The organism is Planococcus sp. ISL-110 (genome assembly GCF_018613575.1).
Taxonomy (GTDB): domain Bacteria; phylum Bacillota; class Bacilli; order Bacillales_A; family Planococcaceae; genus Planococcus.
In genome coordinates, this window is record NZ_JAGGPX010000011.1 from 124,628 (window position 1) to 141,273 (window position 16,646).

The window sequence follows — 16,646 nt, forward strand, 5'->3', positions numbered from 1 at the left end:
TTTCACTCCTTTCGCTGCTGTTTTATTCTACATTTGAATAATTAAAAGTTTCTTCCAGAATCACCGTGGAATCGCGGACAATCCGGTATGATGCGCTTTCACCTTCTGCAATCTGCAATTCAATGCGATGCGACTGGTCCTCGGTGATCGTAAACTCCTCAACCGGTTCCACCATTGTCTGTGAATTATCCTGAATATAGATTTGGATGGTCTGTTCAACAGGATCTTCGCCTTCTGCAGCCGGTTCAGCAGGTTCATACGGAATCTCCACCGTATGAATATAAGTCTTCATCGGCTGCTCGGCCACTCCAGACGACAAGGTTACTTCAATCGTGCTGCCGGCTACGAGCTGCTCTCCTGCAGCAGGGGTTTGGGACATGACTCGTCCGTCCTCGACTTCGTCTGATGCCTGCTCCGAAACGATGCGGATATTAAATCCGGAAGAACGGGCATAATCGTTGAGGTTCTCCTCCGTAAAGCCTGACAGGTCTTCTACTTCGCGCATATCTTTCCCTTTGCTGACAATAAACTCCACATCGGTTTCACTGATGATCACATTTTCTCCAGCTGACGGTTCCTGGTTCAAGATGGTGCCAATCGGTTCTTCGGAAAATTCTTCAGCAGACTCCACCGATGCGAAATTCTTGTCTGCTAAGGCTCCAGACGCTTCTTCAATGGTGCTGCCGACAAAGTCGTCCATTTCGATCATTTCTTTGCCCATGCTGACAAACAATTGAATTTCCGTTTCACGATCCCTCATTTTTCCAGCTTCCGGTATGGTCCGGATAATGTAATTCGCTTCTATCTGCTCGGAGTATTCTTCGGTTTCTTCACCTGCAATAAAGCCAGCTGCCTGAAGTTCTTCAAGCGCTTCGTTGCGTTCCATCTCGGAAACATCCGGTACAGCGATTTGCCTTGGTTCAAACACTCCTGGAAAAGCAATTGCCAGAACCAGTCCACCAATCAATAAGAAAGCCAGTATCGCTAGTATCCATGGCCATTTCTTTTTCTTTTTTCCAGGAGCTTTCGTTTCTTTTTTCGCTTGATTCAGCGGAAGAGGCATTGTTTTGGTTTCTGCGGCGCTGGTATAAGCTGCTGAATCTTTAATAGCGGGCATAGCGCGTGTTTCATCCTGGTCAACAGGCACCTTGAATTTCGGTTCATTTAACCGTTCCGGCAATAATACCGTGGCCAGGTCTGCTTCCATTTCATCAGCAGACTGGTATCGGTGCTGAATATTTTTCGCAGTCGCCTTCAAAACGACATTTTCCAAGCTTTGCGGCAGGTCTGGGACCGTTTCCCGCAAAGAAGGGGTTTCTGTCTGCAAATGCTTTAATGCGATGGACACGGCCGATTCACCGGAAAACGGCAGCTTGCCTGTAATCAATTCGTACATGACGATTCCAAGTGAATAGATATCGGATTTTTTATTGGCAGTGCCCCCGCGTGCCTGCTCCGGTGATAAATAATGGACAGTTCCCAGCACGGAATTCGTCTGGGTGTAGGAAGTCGCACTTAATGCCATCGCGATGCCGAAATCGGATATTTTCACATTGCCTTCCGCATCCATCAAAATGTTTTGCGGTTTGATGTCTCGGTGGACAATCTGGTTATGGTGGGCGTGCGCCAAAGCCGATGCCAGTTGTTTCATAATCTCAACAGCCCGCTCAGGGGATACTGGTGAATGTTCGATTATGTAATCTTTCAAGGTTTTCCCCGGAACATATTCCATCACCAAGTAATGTATAGAGCCGTCTTCGCCTACATCAAAAATATTGACGATGTTCGGATGCGCCAAACTGGTTGTGGACAAAGCTTCTCTTTGGAAGCGCCTGCGCAATTCTTCTTCATTTGAAAAATCATAGCGCAAAATCTTGATGGCGATATCCCGGTCCAGAATCATATCATGTGCCAAATACACATTGGACATTCCACCGCCGCCGATCAATTCCTTAATCTTATAGCGGCCGTTAATGCTTTTGCCAATCAGCATACTTATACCTCCTCATCCACAGAGGACAGAAGAACCAATGAAATATTGTCTTCTCCTCCAAGATCATTGGCCAAGGTTACCAGCTCCTGGCCCTTTTGAGATAAAGGAACCGCTGAGCGAACGATGGAGGCAAGTTCTTCTTTCGGAATTTTATTGCTTAGGCCGTCTGAACAAATCAGTAGATAAGAAGCCCCTACGAATGAAAAACGGATCAATTCTCTTTCAATATCAGCTTCGGTGCCGAGCGCACGGACGATCCAATTTTTCTTGGGATGCGCTTCCGCTTCTTCCTGGCTGATTTCCCCGCTGTCCACCAGCACGTTGACATAAGAGTGGTCCCGTGTAATCTGGTCGATGCTGCCGTTTATGAGATACGCACGGCTGTCCCCGATATGGCATAAAATACCTTCATTTTCTTCAATCAACGCTGCAACCAAGGTAGTGCCCATGCCTTTGCACTCCAGGTTTTCCATCGAATGGTCAAACACCAAACGATTGATTGTCTGTACGCGTTCGGAAAGCCATTTTTTCTTATTGTCGAGTGTCGAAAATGACTCTTCCCCGTCTTCCAAAAAATAACGGCTCAGCCGGTCGACGGTCATTTTACTGGCGACATCCCCAGCTTTGTGCCCGCCCATTCCATCTGCAACTATGGCCAGAAGGAGGCCGTTCGGACGTTTCAGGACAGCCACGCTATCTTCGTTCACTTCACGGATTTTTCCTGTATCACTTTCTACCACATACTCAAACAAATCATGACACCCCGATTCTGATCTTTTACTGCTTTAAGCAGTTACTGTCTTTTGTGTCTTTTTAAAAGCCGCGATAAAAAAGCCGTCGCTTCCGTAATCCTGTGGAAACACCTGAACAAACCCTGTATGTTTAATGCCCATAGCCGCCGGCAATGCCGCCTGGATTTTTTCCATTTCAGGATGCTCTTTCAGGAACCGTTCAGCGGTGCCTCTGTTTTCGACTGCATCCACTGTGCAGGTGCTGTAGACCAAAATGCCATCTTGCTTCAATAAACGAGCGGCCTGGTCCAGCAATTCAATTTGGATTTCCTGCAAACGGGCGAAATCCTCTTCTTTTTTCGTATATTTAATATCGGGTTTCCGTTTGATGACACCCAATCCGCTGCAGGGTGCATCCACGAGAATGCGGTCGAACTTTTCTTCACCAAAGCGTTCAACGCTTTGCTTGCCGTCCCCCACTAAAGTTTCGATGACCGTATGGCCAAGCCGCTCGGCTGTTTCGTCGATCAGCTTTACTTTATGCTGATGCAAATCAAGCGCATACAAAGTCCCGCTATTATTCATTTTCTCAGCGATATGAGTAGTTTTCCCACCCGGCGCTGCACACATGTCAAGCACTGTCATGTCCGGTTCGACCTGCAGGGCGTAGGCTGGAAGCATCGAGCTCTCGTCCTGGATGGTGATAAAGCCTTTTTCAAATGTCACCGTTCTTGCAGGCTGGCCATTCGTGACAATCAAACATTCAGGGATCAATTTACTCGGTACCGCTTCCAACTCTTCAGACTGGAGCATCTCAATCACTTCTTCGACAGTTGCACGGGATGTGTTGACCCGCACTGTTTGTGACGGTGTTTTGTTGTTTTCCAATGCCATTTCGCGTGTTTTTTCCAAGCCAAACTGCTCTGCCCAGCGTTTGATCATCCAGATTGGATGGCTTGTTTCGATGGAAATCTTTTCGTATGGGTCACTGATCGTATTGAACGAACGGACACCATTGCGCTGAACTGAACGCAGTACGCCGTTGACAACTGAAGCAACTCCTCCATGGCCGCGGCGTTTGGCAATTTCAACCGCTTCGTGGACAACTGCGTGTGCCGGAATCCGGTCCAGATAAACAATCTGATACAGAGACAACCTCAGCAAGGTTTTGACCCATGGTTCGATTTTCCCTTTCAAATAAGGTTCCAGGTAGTAATCCAATGTCATCTGATGCTGTAAAGTGCCGTAGGTGATTTCTGTCAGCAAGCCTCTGTTTTTGGCTGCGATGCCATAGCTTTCGATGGTTTGGTGAAGAAGAAGGTTGCTGTAGGCCTGCTTGTTTTCCACTGCCCAAAGAATCGAGAATGCTGCGTCCCGGACATTGCCTTGAAGTTTTTTGTTTTTCATTCGAATAAATCTCCTGCCTGGATTTTAGGTCCTTTTAAATACTCTTTTGCCGTCATGCGTTTCTTGCCCGATGGCTGCAGTTCAGTGATGGCTATAACGCCTTCGCCTGTTTTCACCAAAATAGAATCATCAGTCAGCCCGACCACTTGCCCAGCCTGGCCGCTGGCATTGGACGAAGTTTTTTCCGTCCACCAGATTTTCATATTGGCGCCGTTGAAAGTTGTATACGCAACCGGCCATGGATGCAGTCCGCGAACTTGATTGTAAATGGCCGCGGCTGATTTTGACCAGTCAATGTGTTCCTGCTCGCGCGAGATATTCCGCGCATATGTTACGGCCTGTTCGTCCTGTGGAATGCGTTCGTTCGTACCTGCAATGATTGAGGGTAAGGTTTGCTTTAATAAATCACGTCCGGCAATGCTCAATTTATCAAACATGCTGCCCGTGTGATCCTGCTCTTCGATTGGCACCCTTACCTGCGAGATGATATCGCCTGCATCCAGACGGTCTACCATGTACATGATGGTGACTCCCGTTTCAGGCTGGCCATCCATAATAGCTTGATGGATCGGTGCACCTCCGCGGTATGCTGGCAAAAGCGAAGCATGGACATTGATGGCGCCCAGTTTTGGTGTCTCCAGCAGTTCACTCGGCAAAATCTGCCCAAAAGCTGCTGTGACAATCAAATCGGCCTCCAGATCAAGTACATGCTGAAGCTCTTCCGGATTTTTCAGTTTTTCCGGCTGGTACACCGGCAAGCCAAGGCGCATTGCCTCTTCTTTGACCGGTGTCGCCGTCATCACTTTTTTGCGTCCGACTGGCCGGTCCGGCTGCGTCACGACGGAAATGACTCTGTAGCCTTCTTCGACAAGCATGCGCAGGATCGGTGCGGAAAAGGCGGGGGTTCCCATGAATACAATTTTGGTCAAACCTCTTCCTCCTCTTCTTCCTGCTGGCGGATCATTTCGTCCAATTCTTCCTGCGAGACGTATTTGGTGATTTTGCTGGTGAACAGGATTCCGTCCAAATGATCTATTTCATGCTGGATCGCACGGGCTTCGTAGCCTTCCGCTTCCAATTCGTACCAGGAACCGTCGCGCTCCTGCGCTTTGATTTTGATGTGGTCCCAGCGTTCAACCTCACCGAAGATTCCAGGAAAACTCAAGCAGCCTTCAATATCGGTTTCAGCGCCTTCAAACAGCACCAATTCTGGATTGATCAGTTCAATCGGGTCCTGGCCTTCCCGGAAATCGACGATTGCTGCACGGACTGCGACGCCTACTTGAGGCGCGGCAATGCCGACGCCATCCGATTCAACCATCGTTTCATGCATGTCGTCTAAAAGAACTGATAAGTTCTGATCAAAAGTGGTCACAGGCAGACATTTTGTCTCCAATACTTCGTTCGGGTGCTTTATTACCATTCGAATTGTCATATAATATTCCTCTTTTCTCTTACATGACCGATGTCGGATTCATATCAATCGACAATGTAGCGCCTTTTTTCAGCCACTCGGTGCGATGGATTTTGATCAACTGCTGCATCGTATCGGTCAGTTTCGGTTCTTTTTTGTATTTTATCAAACATTGATAGCGATATCTATTGTTGACACGGGCAATGAGCGATGCCGAAGGCCCGATGATCAAGGTATTCGGAGATAGATGGCTCTTCAGATAACGGACTGTTTGATCCGCGTATTCAGCAACCTCTATCAAATCTTCATGCGTGAATTGGATGTTGACCACGTAATAATACGGCGGATAGCCGCTTGCTCTGCGCATGGCCATTTCCTGTTCATAAAACGGCTCATACAATTGGTCTTTTGCCAATGTGATGGCGTAATGCTCCGGAGTATACGACTGCACAAATACCATCCCTGGAAGAATATCCCTTCCCGCACGGCCGCTGACCTGCGTCAGGAGCTGATAAGTTTTTTCTGCTGCCCGGAAATCAGGCAAATGAAGCGTCGTATCCGCAGACAACACGCCAACTAATGTAATGTTCGGAAAATCCAATCCTTTGGCAATCATTTGAGTGCCAAGCAGGATATCGGCCTTGCCTTCCCCAAAAGCAGATAGGATTTTTTCATGTGCGCCTTTATTGCGCGTTGTATCGACATCCATCCGCAGCACGCGAGCTTCGGGCACCACTTTCGCCAGCTCTTCTTCGACTTTTTGTGTACCGGTTCCGAAAAACCGGATATGCTCACTTTCACATTCCGGACACGTTGTCGGTACACGTTCGTCGTAGCCGCAATAATGGCATTTCATCGTTTCGCTTGATCGGTGGTAAGTCAGTGAAATATCACAGTTCGGACATTGCATGACCGTTCCGCAATCACGGCACAGCACAAACGATGAATAGCCGCGTTTGTTGAGGAACAGCACCGTTTGCTGTTTTTTCTCCAGCCGGTCGCGGATGGCATCCGCCAACTGCACCGAGAACATGGACCGGTTGCCGGTCCGCAGCTCTTCCCGCATATCGACAATATGGACATCCGGCAAAGGTTGGTTTTTTGCGCGTTTTTCCAGCACCAGCAATTCGTAGACGCCTTTTTGAGCACGCGCGTATGATTCCAGTGAAGGCGTCGCACTGCCCAGGATGACCGGACAATTATGGTACTCGCTTCGCCAGATGGCCATGTCGCGTGCATGGTAGCGCGGGGAGTCGTCCTGTTTATAGCTCGATTCATGCTCTTCATCAAGGATGATCAAGCCCAAATTCTGAAATGGCGCAAAAATAGCAGATCGCGCCCCAACGACGACTTTCACTTCTGCCCGCTGGATTTTTCGCCATTCATCGTATTTTTCACCAGCCGACAATCCACTGTGCAGAACTGCAACCTGATCGCCAAAACGCTCTTTAAAACGGATCGTCATTTGAGGCGTCAGTGAAATTTCCGGCACAAGCATAATCGCTTCTTTGCCTTGCTTCAGCACCTGATCAATCGTCTGCAGGTAGATTTCCGTTTTTCCGCTGCCTGTGATGCCATGCAACAGGAAGGTTTTCGGTGTATTTAATGCGCTTTCGATCGAATCAAAAGCAATCTGCTGCGCCCCCGTCAATTTCAAGGACGATTTCTGTTCAATCGCTGTCAGCAGTTTCGGATCCCGGTAAGATTCCATATTGGAAATCTGAGCCGCCCCTTTTTCCACCAGACTGTAGATGGTGGGCAGTGAAACGCCTGCTTCTTTCTGCAGTTGAGAAGACTCAATCGAACGTCCTGCATGCTTCAGGAAATACTCCATCAGCTTCAGCTGTTGCTTGGCGTTGGCACGGATATCCAAGGCCTCCAGCTGTTCGATGCTGTCAGCAATATGGATCATCCGTACTTTTTTCACAGCCGTTTGCTGCTGAATGTCGGTATCAGCCAGGATAGTGCCTTTTTCCATTTCTTTTTTCAACAAACCATATACATCAACTGCGTCCTGCAGCCGGATAAATGGGCGGTTTTCGAAATAGGGGCGCAAAGGGCCTGCAATTTCATCAAGCTCTGCATTCAACACAAAGCGTTTTTCGTATTTTGCACGCAATGCTGCCGGCACCATGACCTGCAGTGCGTCAATTTCAAAGCACACTGTCTGCTCTTTCATCCATTGAGCCATTTTCAATAACTCTTCATTTAAAACAGGCACGACGTCCATCAACTCATGGATCGGTTTCAGGCGTTTCGGGTCAAACTCTGAGGTCTCTTTGATTTTGGTGATGAATCCAAGCACTTTGCGGTTGCCAAAGGGCACTTTGACACGCATTCCCGGCTCTGCCAATACTGCCACGCTTTTCGGAATGGCGTAATCAAAAGGACGGTCAATCGGATGTGCTGCAACGTCCACAATCACTTCAGCTATCATGCGGCTCTTCCTTATCCGTGATCAACTCGAGCAACTGGCGTGCCAATTGCTGTTTGGGCATCATTTCAAAAGCCTGCTCAAAGCCATTTTTGCCGTAAACGGTCACCCGGTTAGTATCTGATTCAAAACCCGCCTGTGCTTCTGTCACATCATTGGCTATGATGTAATCCGCATTTTTGCGTTCCAGCTTGTCTTTAGCATATTGTCCGACATCATTGGTTTCAGCTGCGAAACCAATCAATACCTGACCTTTTTTATGTTGGCCCAGATACTGAAGGATATCGACCGTCCGTTCAAGAACGATGGTCGAACCGCCTTCCTGTTTTTTCATCTTCTTGTCAGCAATCGTTTTGGGTCTGTAATCGGCAACCGCTGCCGTCTTGATGACATAGTTCGCCGTGTCGTAATGCGCTTCGACTGCCTGCAGCATGTCTTCTGCGCTTTCCACCACAATCCGTGTCACACCGCTTGGAACCGGCAGCGACACGGGGCCGCTGATCAAAATGGTTTCAGCACCCATCTCTGCTGCTGCACCGGCCATGGCATAGCCCATTTTGCCGCTCGAAAAATTGGTCAGAAAACGGACCGGATCAATTCGCTCGCGTGTCGGACCAGCCGTTACAATTACTTTTTTGCCGGCCAGTTTATGCTCCCGCGAAAAATAGCCCTTGACCAGCTCCGTGATTTTTTCCGGTTCTTCCAATCGGCCTTTGCCGACATAGCCGCAAGCCAGGAAGCCTTCGGATGGTTCGATAAAACGGATTCCGTCTTCATGGAGCTGCTGGATATTGCGTTTCACCGCAGGATGATCGTACATATGGACATTCATTGCCGGAGCTATCCAAATAGGAGCTGTTGCCGCCAGCAAAGTTGTCGTAACCATATCATCGCCGATACCGCCTGCCAGCTTACCGATCACATTGGCGGTTCCCGGCGCTACAATGATCAGGTCTGCCCAATCCGCAAGGTCGATATGCGCAATGACAGAAGAATCCTTCTCATCAAATGTATCCGTGTAGACATCGTTTCTGGACATAACCTGAAATGTCAGCGGCTGCACGAATTGCTGCGCAGATCGGGTCATGATCACTTTTACGGAAGCGCCTGCCTGTGACAGCTTGCTGACGAGTGCAACAGCTTTATAGACAGCGATCCCTCCGCTGACACATAATAGGATTTTACGATTCTCCAACAACTCAAACACCCTTTCTAAACAACAAACTCCCAAAGAACAAATTTGCTCTGGGAGTCGTCTGTTGCGATTAATGGTTAAATTTCGTCTTCGTACACTGCAAATTCATCTTGTTTTTCCTGTGTTAAAACGCCGGCTGCCACTTCTTCAAGTGCTTTTCCGACCGATTTAGTGGAAACGTATGAATCCAATTTCTCATCACCGTGTTCGTGCAGTTGGCGGGCGCGTTTAGAAGCAAGCGCCACTAGTGAGTATTTTGAATCGATTCGGCTTTTTAATTTATCAACAGATGGGTATAACATCAGACATTCTCCTTTAGCATATCAAAATATCTCTTTTCAACACGTTCACGCTTGCAATGTTCTGCAATGATGATGGCATTGATCCGGTCACAGGCATTTTCAACTTCGTCATTTTCCACAACATAATCGTACAAGTTCATCATTTCCAGCTCTTGGCGGGCGGCCTGCAGGCGGGAAGCAATCACTTCATCCGACTCGGTTCCGCGGCCGACCAGCCGTTCTTCCAACTCCGATAAACTCGGCGGTGCCAGGAAGATGAACAGGCCATCCGGAACTTTCGAACGGACCTGCGCAGCGCCCTGCACTTCAATTTCAAGGAATACATCACGGCCCGCATCGCGCATCTTGTTGACATACGCAAGCGGTGTGCCGTAATAATTCCCGACAAATTCCGCGTATTCAAGCAGCTGATCCTGTTCGATCAGTTCTTCAAACGCACTACGGGTCTTGAAGAAATAATCGACTTCATCAACTTCCCCTTCCCGTGGCGAACGGGTCGTCATCGAGATGGAGTATTCGTAATTCGTATCCGGCTGTGAGAACAGCTCTTTTCGTACCGTGCCTTTGCCAACACCCGAAGGCCCTGATAGGACTATCAGCAGTCCACGTTGGTTTCTCATTTTATCCCTCATTTGCCTCGTCATCATTTTCTTCTAATCGCGGGAGCACGGTCTCTGCAGATACCGCAGAAATCACAACATGGTCGCTGTCCATAATGAAAATCGACCTTGTTTTTTTCCCGCTGGTGGCATCAACAAGCAGCCCTTTGCTGCGCGATTCCTGAATCAGCCGCTTTGCCGGTGCAGAATCCGGTGTGACAACTGCCACAATTCGGCTGACCGAAATGGTATTGCCTCCGCCGATGGAAATAAACTTTACGTTTTTCGCCAAACTCTTCACCGCCATTCGCTGCTGATTGCTATCCTTCGTTTTCTAACTAACTGTCTTATTATATCATAATACACCGGGAAAATGATAAGATGGAACAAAACGATTTGAAAGAGGGATATTTAATGGCATTTGATGGATTATTCACAAAATCGATGACTGGCGAACTTCAACAACTGATCACCGGCAGGATTTCAAAAGTTCATCAGCCCAACCAGCTTGAACTGCTTCTACACATACGTGCCCAAGGAAAAAACCATAAACTGTTGATCTCCATCCACCCGTCGTATTCACGGATTCATTTGACGGCAGCAGCAAACGTCAACCCTTCCGAGCCGCCGATGTTCTGCATGCTGCTGCGCAAGCATATCGAGGGCGGCGTCATCACGGAAATTTCGCAATACGGGATGGACCGCCTGATCATGCTGAAGATCAAAGCAAAAAATGAAATCGGCGATGACATCGAACGCGAGTTGCATGTTGAGATGATGGGACGGCATTCGAATGTCATCCTGATCGATGCCGAGCGGACAATGATTCTTGACAGCCTAAAGCATCTGCCGCCGAGCGTCAATTCGTTCCGGACGATCCTTCCTGGACAGCCCTATATCTTCCCACCGTCCCAGGAGAAAAAAGATCCGTTCGAGGCGGTCGATGAGTTGGCCAAAACAGAATCCAAAGAAATTGTCGGCCAGTTTTCCGGCTTTTCTCCACTGAACGCCCGTGAACTCGCGTTTCGTTTGCAGACGGCCGATAATAAAACCGAAACCACCCATGCATTTTTGGAAGATTTCCAGAAGCCGCAGCCGACCGGCTATTATGTCGAGCATGACGGGAAAAGTTTCTTTTCTGCTACCCCTCTGACCCATATTGAAGAAGATGGGCTGGAATTTCCGACGCTCGGCGAGCTGCTCGACCGGATGTATTACGCAAAGGCCGAACGAGACCGCGTTAAACAGCAGGCCGGTGACTTGGAAAGATGGCTGCAAAACGAGATTTCCAAGCTCAAACTCAAACTGAAGAAATTGAAAAAAGAGCAGGACCAGGCAGAGAAACGCGATTTGCTTCAATTAAACGGTGAATTGATCATGGCCAACCTTCACCGCATCACCAAAGGCATGAAGCAAATCGAAGTCGACAATTATTACAACGATGAAAAAGTGACCATCACATTGGACCCACGCAAAACACCGATCGACAATTCGCAGCGTTATTACTCGCGGTATCAAAAAGCGAAAACAGCGGTGGTGAAAACGCAGGAACAGATCGATAAAACAGAAGAAGATATTGAGTATTTTGAGACCTTGATGTCACAGGTTCAGCAGGCCGGCATCTCCGATATCGAAGAAATCCGTGAAGAACTGGCTGAGCAAGGCTTTATGAAGGTACAAAAGTCGAAGAAAAAGAAAAAACCGACAAAGCCTTCTGTCGAACCTTATGTATCTTCTACTGGCACACCGATTTCTGTCGGCAAAAACAACAAGCAGAACGATTATGTGACCTTTAAAGTAGCGGCCAAATCCGATACGTGGCTTCACACCAAAGATATTCCAGGCTCCCATGTCATTATTCATGACAATGATCCGGATGAAACGACCATACTCGAAGCGGCCACCATCGCGGCTTATTTCAGCAAAGCCCGTGAGTCATCTTCTGTTCCCGTTGACTATACTGAGGTGCGGCAAGTGAAAAAACCAAACGGTTCGAAGCCAGGGTTCGTCATTTATTTTGAACAGAAAACGGTATTTGTGACTCCGGATGAAGAACTTGTGATCAAATTAAAGAAATAGTTACAGGCACCGGAAAGCTTCCCGCTTTCCGGTTTTTTTGCGGATAAATGAAGAAATTTTAATGAAAGAAGTTGCTTTGATAAATTTTCTGATTTTTCCATCAGTCTGGAACCTTAAGTTATTTTTTCACTGTGGCAAAGATTCAAATCAGGCAGTTTCCACTTTCTTCATTTCCTCATAAAAACCCGATTTTTGTTTACATAATAATAATATTTTTAATAGATGAGTTTTCACATGAGTTAAGCTCAACCCGTTGCCCTGCCCATCAGTAAATGCTATGTTCTTAAAGGACTTAATTTTAAGGGGGCTTTACACGTGTATACATATTCTACAAAAAACAAAATCCTTATGGCCAACGGGGCCATCGCTGTGGCATTGCTGGCAGGATGCGGCAATGAAGAAAGCGGCACCGAGGAGACAAAAACAGCTTGGGATGAGATTCAGGAGCAGGGTTCCATGACTGTTGCTACTTCCGGAACCTTGCTTGCTACTTCTTTCCGTGATGAAGATTCTGATGAGCTGACAGGCTTTGAAGTGGAAGTTGTGCGGGAACTTGGTGAACGCCTGGATCTGGACATCGAGTTTACAGAGATAGGATTTGACGAAATGCTGACTAGTGTCAATACCGGCCAGATTGATATTGCCGCCAATGATATTGAAATAACCGAAGACCGGGCAGAGCAGTTTATTTTCTCAACACCAATCAAACATTCCTATGGAACAGCAGTTGTCCGAAAGGATGATTTATCCGGTATCGCGACTATGGATGACTTGGCGGGCAAAAAAGCAGCCGGTGCCTCTACGTCCATTTACATGGAAATCGCACGTGATTACGGCGCAGAAGAAGTGACGTATGACAATGCTACGAACGAAGTGTATTTGCGTGATGTTTCAATCGGGCGCACAGATGTCATCCTCAACGATTATTATTTATCGACATTCGGTGTAGCGGCTTTTCCTGAGCTGAACATCACCATTCACCCGGATATCAAATATGCACCGTCCGAAGTCGGCCTCGTCATGAACAAAGACAATACCAAGCTTGCGGACAACGTCAATAGCGCTCTGGAAGAAATGCTTGAAGACGGCACGATCACTGGAATCTCCGAAGAATTTTTCGGCGGTGCAGATGTCTCTGTCAAGCCTGACATTGAAGAAAACTAAGCAGGAGGTTGTCTGATGAATGACATTGAATGGGGACTGCTGTTTGACCCTGCCTTAGCTATCAAATCCCTGCCCTATGTACTGGAAGGCATCGGCTATACTTTGCTGATATCTGTCGTCAGTATGATCATCGGAATAGTCATCGGCTTTTTCCTGTCTCTTGCCCGTACGTCCCCGTTGAAGATCCTGCAATTTCCGGCACGCCTCTACATTTCCTTTATGCGGGGCGTACCGATCCTGGTTATCCTGTTCCTGCTGTATTTTGCACTGCCGGTCGTCGGCATCGAATTTACAGCTGTGCAGGCGGCTTTGATCGGCTTTACCATCAACAGTGCCGCTTATATTGCAGAGGTCTTCCGTTCTTCGCTGGCATCTGTTGATAAAGGGCAATGGGAATCATCCACTGCACTGGGAATGACCTACTGGCAGGCCATGCGCCGCATCATCCTTCCGCAATCGGTGCGGATTGCGGTGCCGCCTTTATCGAATGTCTACCTGGATCTGATCAAAGCTTCTTCTTTGGCTGCGATGATCACCGTTCCGGAGATTTTCCAAAAGGCACGCATTGTCGGCGCCCGTGAATATGATTTGTTGACCATGCTGATTTTGGTGGCGCTGATTTATTGGGCCATCTGTTCAGCGATGACCATTTTACAAAACTACCTTGAAAAGCGCTATGCAAATTATCTATAAGATAAAAGACATCCAGAAGAAAAAACTTCCGGATGTCTTTTTGTGTTTATTCTGCTTCTTCCTCCGGCATGTAGAGAACTTCCCACATATGGCCATCCAGGTCCTTAAAACTCCAGACGTACATATATTCATCGTCCATTTTTTCATTGGCTGTCTGGCCACCTGCCTTGAACGCATTGCTTACGAGTTCATCCACATCCGCTTTACTGGTGGCGGAAATGGCTGTAATCACTTCCGCACTGGTTGCCGTGTCTGTGATTTTCCTTTTTGTAAAGCTCTTGAAATAGTCCTCCGTCAACAGCATCGCGTAAATTGTCGGACCGATGATCATGCAGGCTGCATTCTGGTCTGTCATCTCTTCTTCAAATTCAAATCCGATTTCTTCAAAAAAAGCTTTGGAACGTTCCAGGTTCTTGACCGGCAAATTGACAAAAATATGGCTCGCTTGGACACTCATGCTTTCTGCCACCTTCCATTTTATCTGTTTCCACAATTATTCGCCGCATGATGCTCATATCCTTCGCAAATTAAAAAAGATCCCGAGAAAGAATCTTTAGGCCAGCCGGTACCTCATCAAGTAGGGCAGTACCAGTAATACAGCCGGTATAGTGACCAGCATGCTGAATAAAAGCGTTCCGGGACCGGTTAAAGCAGTAAAAAAATACCCTGCATAAAGGGAGCCTACCATAACTGAAGAAGCAAGAATTCGCGACAAAAACTGAACTTTATGGCGCTTGCCGCAATTTGGGCAAGCAATCGGTTTGTAGGCCATCAAAAGTGATTTGCTGACCTGTTTCCAGGTAAATGGCGTATGGCATCCTTCACATTGTTGCATTATTTGCCAGCCTTCAATTCATCTACATATTGCTTGGCTTCCAGCAGAGACCAGCCGAATTCCTGTCGTGTACGATTGACGGCTTTAACCATTTTCCCTTTATGCAGAAGTTCCCGAAGTTCATCATTGACGTCAGGTTCTTTCAACTCCATCCCCTGAATCGATTGTTTGAGCAGCTTCTCGACTTGCCTGACTCTGTTTTCAAGCGCTTCAATGCGTTTTTCAGAAGCGCTATAGAAAAAATAGCCAGCTGCCAAAAAGGCTCCAACGATGATGATCATCCATGACAAATCCACTCTATCAGCCTCCCAAATAAGTTTTTCCGCGTTGATAAAATTCGTCCATTTCTTCTTTCGGCACCAAAGCGCCGCCGGTTGCCCAAACAATGTGATTAACAGCAGACATCCTAATTCCATTCGCTTCGGCATATTCGGTCTTTTGAACTTTCAAGGGGCCCAGCAAGCCTGCTGTAGCAGAAGGCTCGACGAAAATTTCTTCGCTGTCCGCCAGAAGAGCCAGTAATTCAAACAGCTCCCGGTCTTCTACTGTATAGATGCCGCTGATCGTTTTTTCGCTGATGCCCGAAGCAAAGCTGGAAGGCCTGCCGACTGCGAGCCCATCACCTTCTGTAACATTGTCAATGCCGAGATCCTGGACGCAAAGTTTTTCTTTTTCGCCAGTCATCAAGCCGACCAACACAGCAGGAGAATGGGTAGGTTCCACAAAAAAGCAATGGACCGCATCGCCGAAAACCTGCCGCAGCCCGAATGCAATGCCGCCTGGTGCCCCTCCTACTCCGCAGGGCAGGTAGACAAAAAGCGGATGGTCGGCATCCACCTGGATGTTTGCGCTCTCCAATTGTTTTTTGAGGCGGAAAGCAGCGACGCTATAGCCTAAAAACAAGTGTTTTGACTTTTCATCATCCACAAAATAAGCTTCTGGCTTGGCAAGCGTTCTCTTGCGTCCCGCCGAAATGGCTTCGCTGAAATCTCCTTCGAATTCCACCACAGTCACACCTTTTTCGCGCAACAGGTCTTTTTTCCACTGTTTGGCGTCTGAAGACATATAAACGGATACCTCAAAACCTAGCTTGGCGCTGATGATGCCTATGCTGAGGCCCAGGTTTCCTGTAGAGCCTACGCCAATAGAATACGGGCTGAAAAACTGCTTTAACCGTTCGGATGAAAACTGTTTGTAAGACTGTTCTGTTGTCAGCAAGTTCGCTTCAATGGCCAGTTTTTCTGCATGGTGCAGCACTTCGTAAACGCCACCGCGAGCTTTAATGGATCCAGCGATCGGCAATTGGTTATCGCATTTCAGGTATAGCCCGCCTGTAATTTCTCCAGCCCCACGAGCATTAAGTTGTTGCTTCATGTTGGGAATCTCGCACAGCGGCGATTCCACAATGCCGTTTGCTGCTGCCGTATCCGGAAACTCCGCTGCTAAATACGGTGCGAACCGCTGCCAAAGCCCTTCTGCCCGTTCCATATCCACGAGGTTTACCGGCAGCCCGGACATATCAGCCATCTTTTGGTGGTTCGGGTTCAGCCAGACAACCGGCTCTAACTCAATGATGTTCTTTAACAATGGATATTTTTTAATCCAGCTGTTCAATTGCTGCTGCGAAATGGTCATACAAATCCCCTTTCGTTCAATTGGCCTATTAGCTTCATCATACAGGACCGTCCTAAAAAATTCATCCTATCCTCGGCCAGGATGTTTCATTGCACGTAAAAAAGCTCTCGCTGATAGCCAATAAACATTTCGTCGTTTTGGCTGGGAAGATTCGCGATTAATATA

General features: G+C 47.7%; 17 protein-coding genes. 3 read left to right on the plus strand and 14 right to left on the minus strand.

From position 1 onward, the window contains the following. Positions 1 to 22: 22 nt before the first annotated feature. The 10 genes from pknB to J7I83_RS06505 all read right to left on the minus strand — a co-directional run bounded on the left by pknB (position 23) and on the right by J7I83_RS06505 (position 10,367). On the minus strand, positions 23 to 1,993 hold the full coding sequence (gene pknB / locus J7I83_RS06460; RefSeq protein ID WP_215099870.1) for a Stk1 family PASTA domain-containing Ser/Thr kinase: 1,971 nt from the start codon (positions 1,991 to 1,993) through the stop codon (positions 23 to 25). Positions 1,994 to 1,995: 2 nt separating this feature from the next. Continuing rightward, the gene (locus tag J7I83_RS06465; protein WP_215099871.1) at positions 1,996 to 2,745 is read right to left on the minus strand and encodes a Stp1/IreP family PP2C-type Ser/Thr phosphatase; all 750 of its coding nucleotides are present in this window, start codon (positions 2,743 to 2,745) and stop codon (positions 1,996 to 1,998) included. 33 nt (positions 2,746 to 2,778) lie between these two features. Further along, complete coding sequence (gene rsmB, locus J7I83_RS06470; protein WP_215099872.1) at positions 2,779 to 4,131, minus strand: 16S rRNA (cytosine(967)-C(5))-methyltransferase RsmB; 1,353 nt, start codon at positions 4,129 to 4,131, stop codon at positions 2,779 to 2,781. Then, positions 4,128 to 5,060 (minus strand): methionyl-tRNA formyltransferase, encoded by a 933-nt coding sequence (gene fmt, locus J7I83_RS06475; RefSeq protein WP_215099873.1) that lies wholly within the window; start codon positions 5,058 to 5,060, stop codon positions 4,128 to 4,130. The genes rsmB and fmt overlap by 4 nt, the downstream gene beginning before the upstream one ends. Then, positions 5,057 to 5,566, minus strand: a complete 510-nt coding sequence (def, locus tag J7I83_RS06480; RefSeq protein ID WP_215099874.1) for a peptide deformylase — start codon at positions 5,564 to 5,566, stop codon at positions 5,057 to 5,059. Before def ends, fmt begins: the two co-directional genes overlap by 4 nt. A 19-nt stretch (positions 5,567 to 5,585) precedes the next feature. Continuing rightward, positions 5,586 to 7,982 carry a primosomal protein N' gene (gene priA / locus J7I83_RS06485; RefSeq protein ID WP_215099875.1) on the minus strand — a complete coding sequence of 799 codons (2,397 nt, stop codon included), beginning with the start codon at positions 7,980 to 7,982 and terminating at the stop codon, positions 5,586 to 5,588. Beyond that, positions 7,972 to 9,177, minus strand: a complete 1,206-nt coding sequence (gene coaBC / locus J7I83_RS06490) for a bifunctional phosphopantothenoylcysteine decarboxylase/phosphopantothenate--cysteine ligase CoaBC (protein ID WP_215099876.1) — start codon at positions 9,175 to 9,177, stop codon at positions 7,972 to 7,974. Before coaBC ends, priA begins: the two co-directional genes overlap by 11 nt. Before the next feature lie 74 nt (positions 9,178 to 9,251). Next, positions 9,252 to 9,476, minus strand: coding sequence for a DNA-directed RNA polymerase subunit omega (gene rpoZ, locus J7I83_RS06495; protein WP_215099877.1), 225 nt, complete (start codon positions 9,474 to 9,476; stop codon positions 9,252 to 9,254). Further along, positions 9,476 to 10,096 carry a guanylate kinase gene (gene gmk, locus J7I83_RS06500; RefSeq protein ID WP_215099878.1) on the minus strand — a complete coding sequence of 207 codons (621 nt, stop codon included), beginning with the start codon at positions 10,094 to 10,096 and terminating at the stop codon, positions 9,476 to 9,478. Before gmk ends, rpoZ begins: the two co-directional genes overlap by 1 nt. Before the next feature lies 1 nt (position 10,097). Beyond that, positions 10,098 to 10,367 (minus strand): extracellular matrix/biofilm biosynthesis regulator RemA family protein, encoded by a 270-nt coding sequence (locus J7I83_RS06505; RefSeq protein ID WP_251047495.1) that lies wholly within the window; start codon positions 10,365 to 10,367, stop codon positions 10,098 to 10,100. 122 nt (positions 10,368 to 10,489) lie between these two features. On the opposite strand from J7I83_RS06505, the gene J7I83_RS06510 reads away from it, so the two are divergent. The 3 genes from J7I83_RS06510 to J7I83_RS06520 all read left to right on the plus strand — a co-directional run bounded on the left by J7I83_RS06510 (position 10,490) and on the right by J7I83_RS06520 (position 14,011). Beyond that, the gene (locus tag J7I83_RS06510) at positions 10,490 to 12,154 is read left to right on the plus strand and encodes an Rqc2 family fibronectin-binding protein (protein WP_215100115.1); all 1,665 of its coding nucleotides are present in this window, start codon (positions 10,490 to 10,492) and stop codon (positions 12,152 to 12,154) included. Positions 12,155 to 12,502: 348 nt separating this feature from the next. After that, positions 12,503 to 13,318 (plus strand): transporter substrate-binding domain-containing protein, encoded by an 816-nt coding sequence (locus J7I83_RS06515; protein ID WP_215100116.1) that lies wholly within the window; start codon positions 12,503 to 12,505, stop codon positions 13,316 to 13,318. Positions 13,319 to 13,330: 12 nt separating this feature from the next. Further along, positions 13,331 to 14,011, plus strand: coding sequence for an amino acid ABC transporter permease (locus tag J7I83_RS06520; protein ID WP_251047510.1), 681 nt, complete (start codon positions 13,331 to 13,333; stop codon positions 14,009 to 14,011). A gap of 46 nt (positions 14,012 to 14,057) precedes the next feature. On the opposite strand, the gene J7I83_RS06525 is transcribed toward J7I83_RS06520, so the two are convergent. From J7I83_RS06525 to J7I83_RS06540, 4 genes are all read right to left on the minus strand, one after another. Beyond that, positions 14,058 to 14,468 carry a VOC family protein gene (locus J7I83_RS06525; RefSeq protein WP_215099881.1) on the minus strand — a complete coding sequence of 137 codons (411 nt, stop codon included), beginning with the start codon at positions 14,466 to 14,468 and terminating at the stop codon, positions 14,058 to 14,060. Positions 14,469 to 14,564: 96 nt separating this feature from the next. Next, positions 14,565 to 14,846 carry a TIGR04104 family putative zinc finger protein gene (locus J7I83_RS06530; RefSeq protein WP_215099882.1) on the minus strand — a complete coding sequence of 94 codons (282 nt, stop codon included), beginning with the start codon at positions 14,844 to 14,846 and terminating at the stop codon, positions 14,565 to 14,567. After that, complete coding sequence (locus J7I83_RS06535) at positions 14,846 to 15,142, minus strand: hypothetical protein (protein ID WP_215099883.1); 297 nt, start codon at positions 15,140 to 15,142, stop codon at positions 14,846 to 14,848. Before J7I83_RS06535 ends, J7I83_RS06530 begins: the two co-directional genes overlap by 1 nt. Positions 15,143 to 15,146: 4 nt before the next feature. Next, positions 15,147 to 16,481, minus strand: a complete 1,335-nt coding sequence (locus tag J7I83_RS06540) for a D-serine ammonia-lyase (RefSeq protein ID WP_215099884.1) — start codon at positions 16,479 to 16,481, stop codon at positions 15,147 to 15,149. Positions 16,482 to 16,646: the final 165 nt, after the last annotated feature.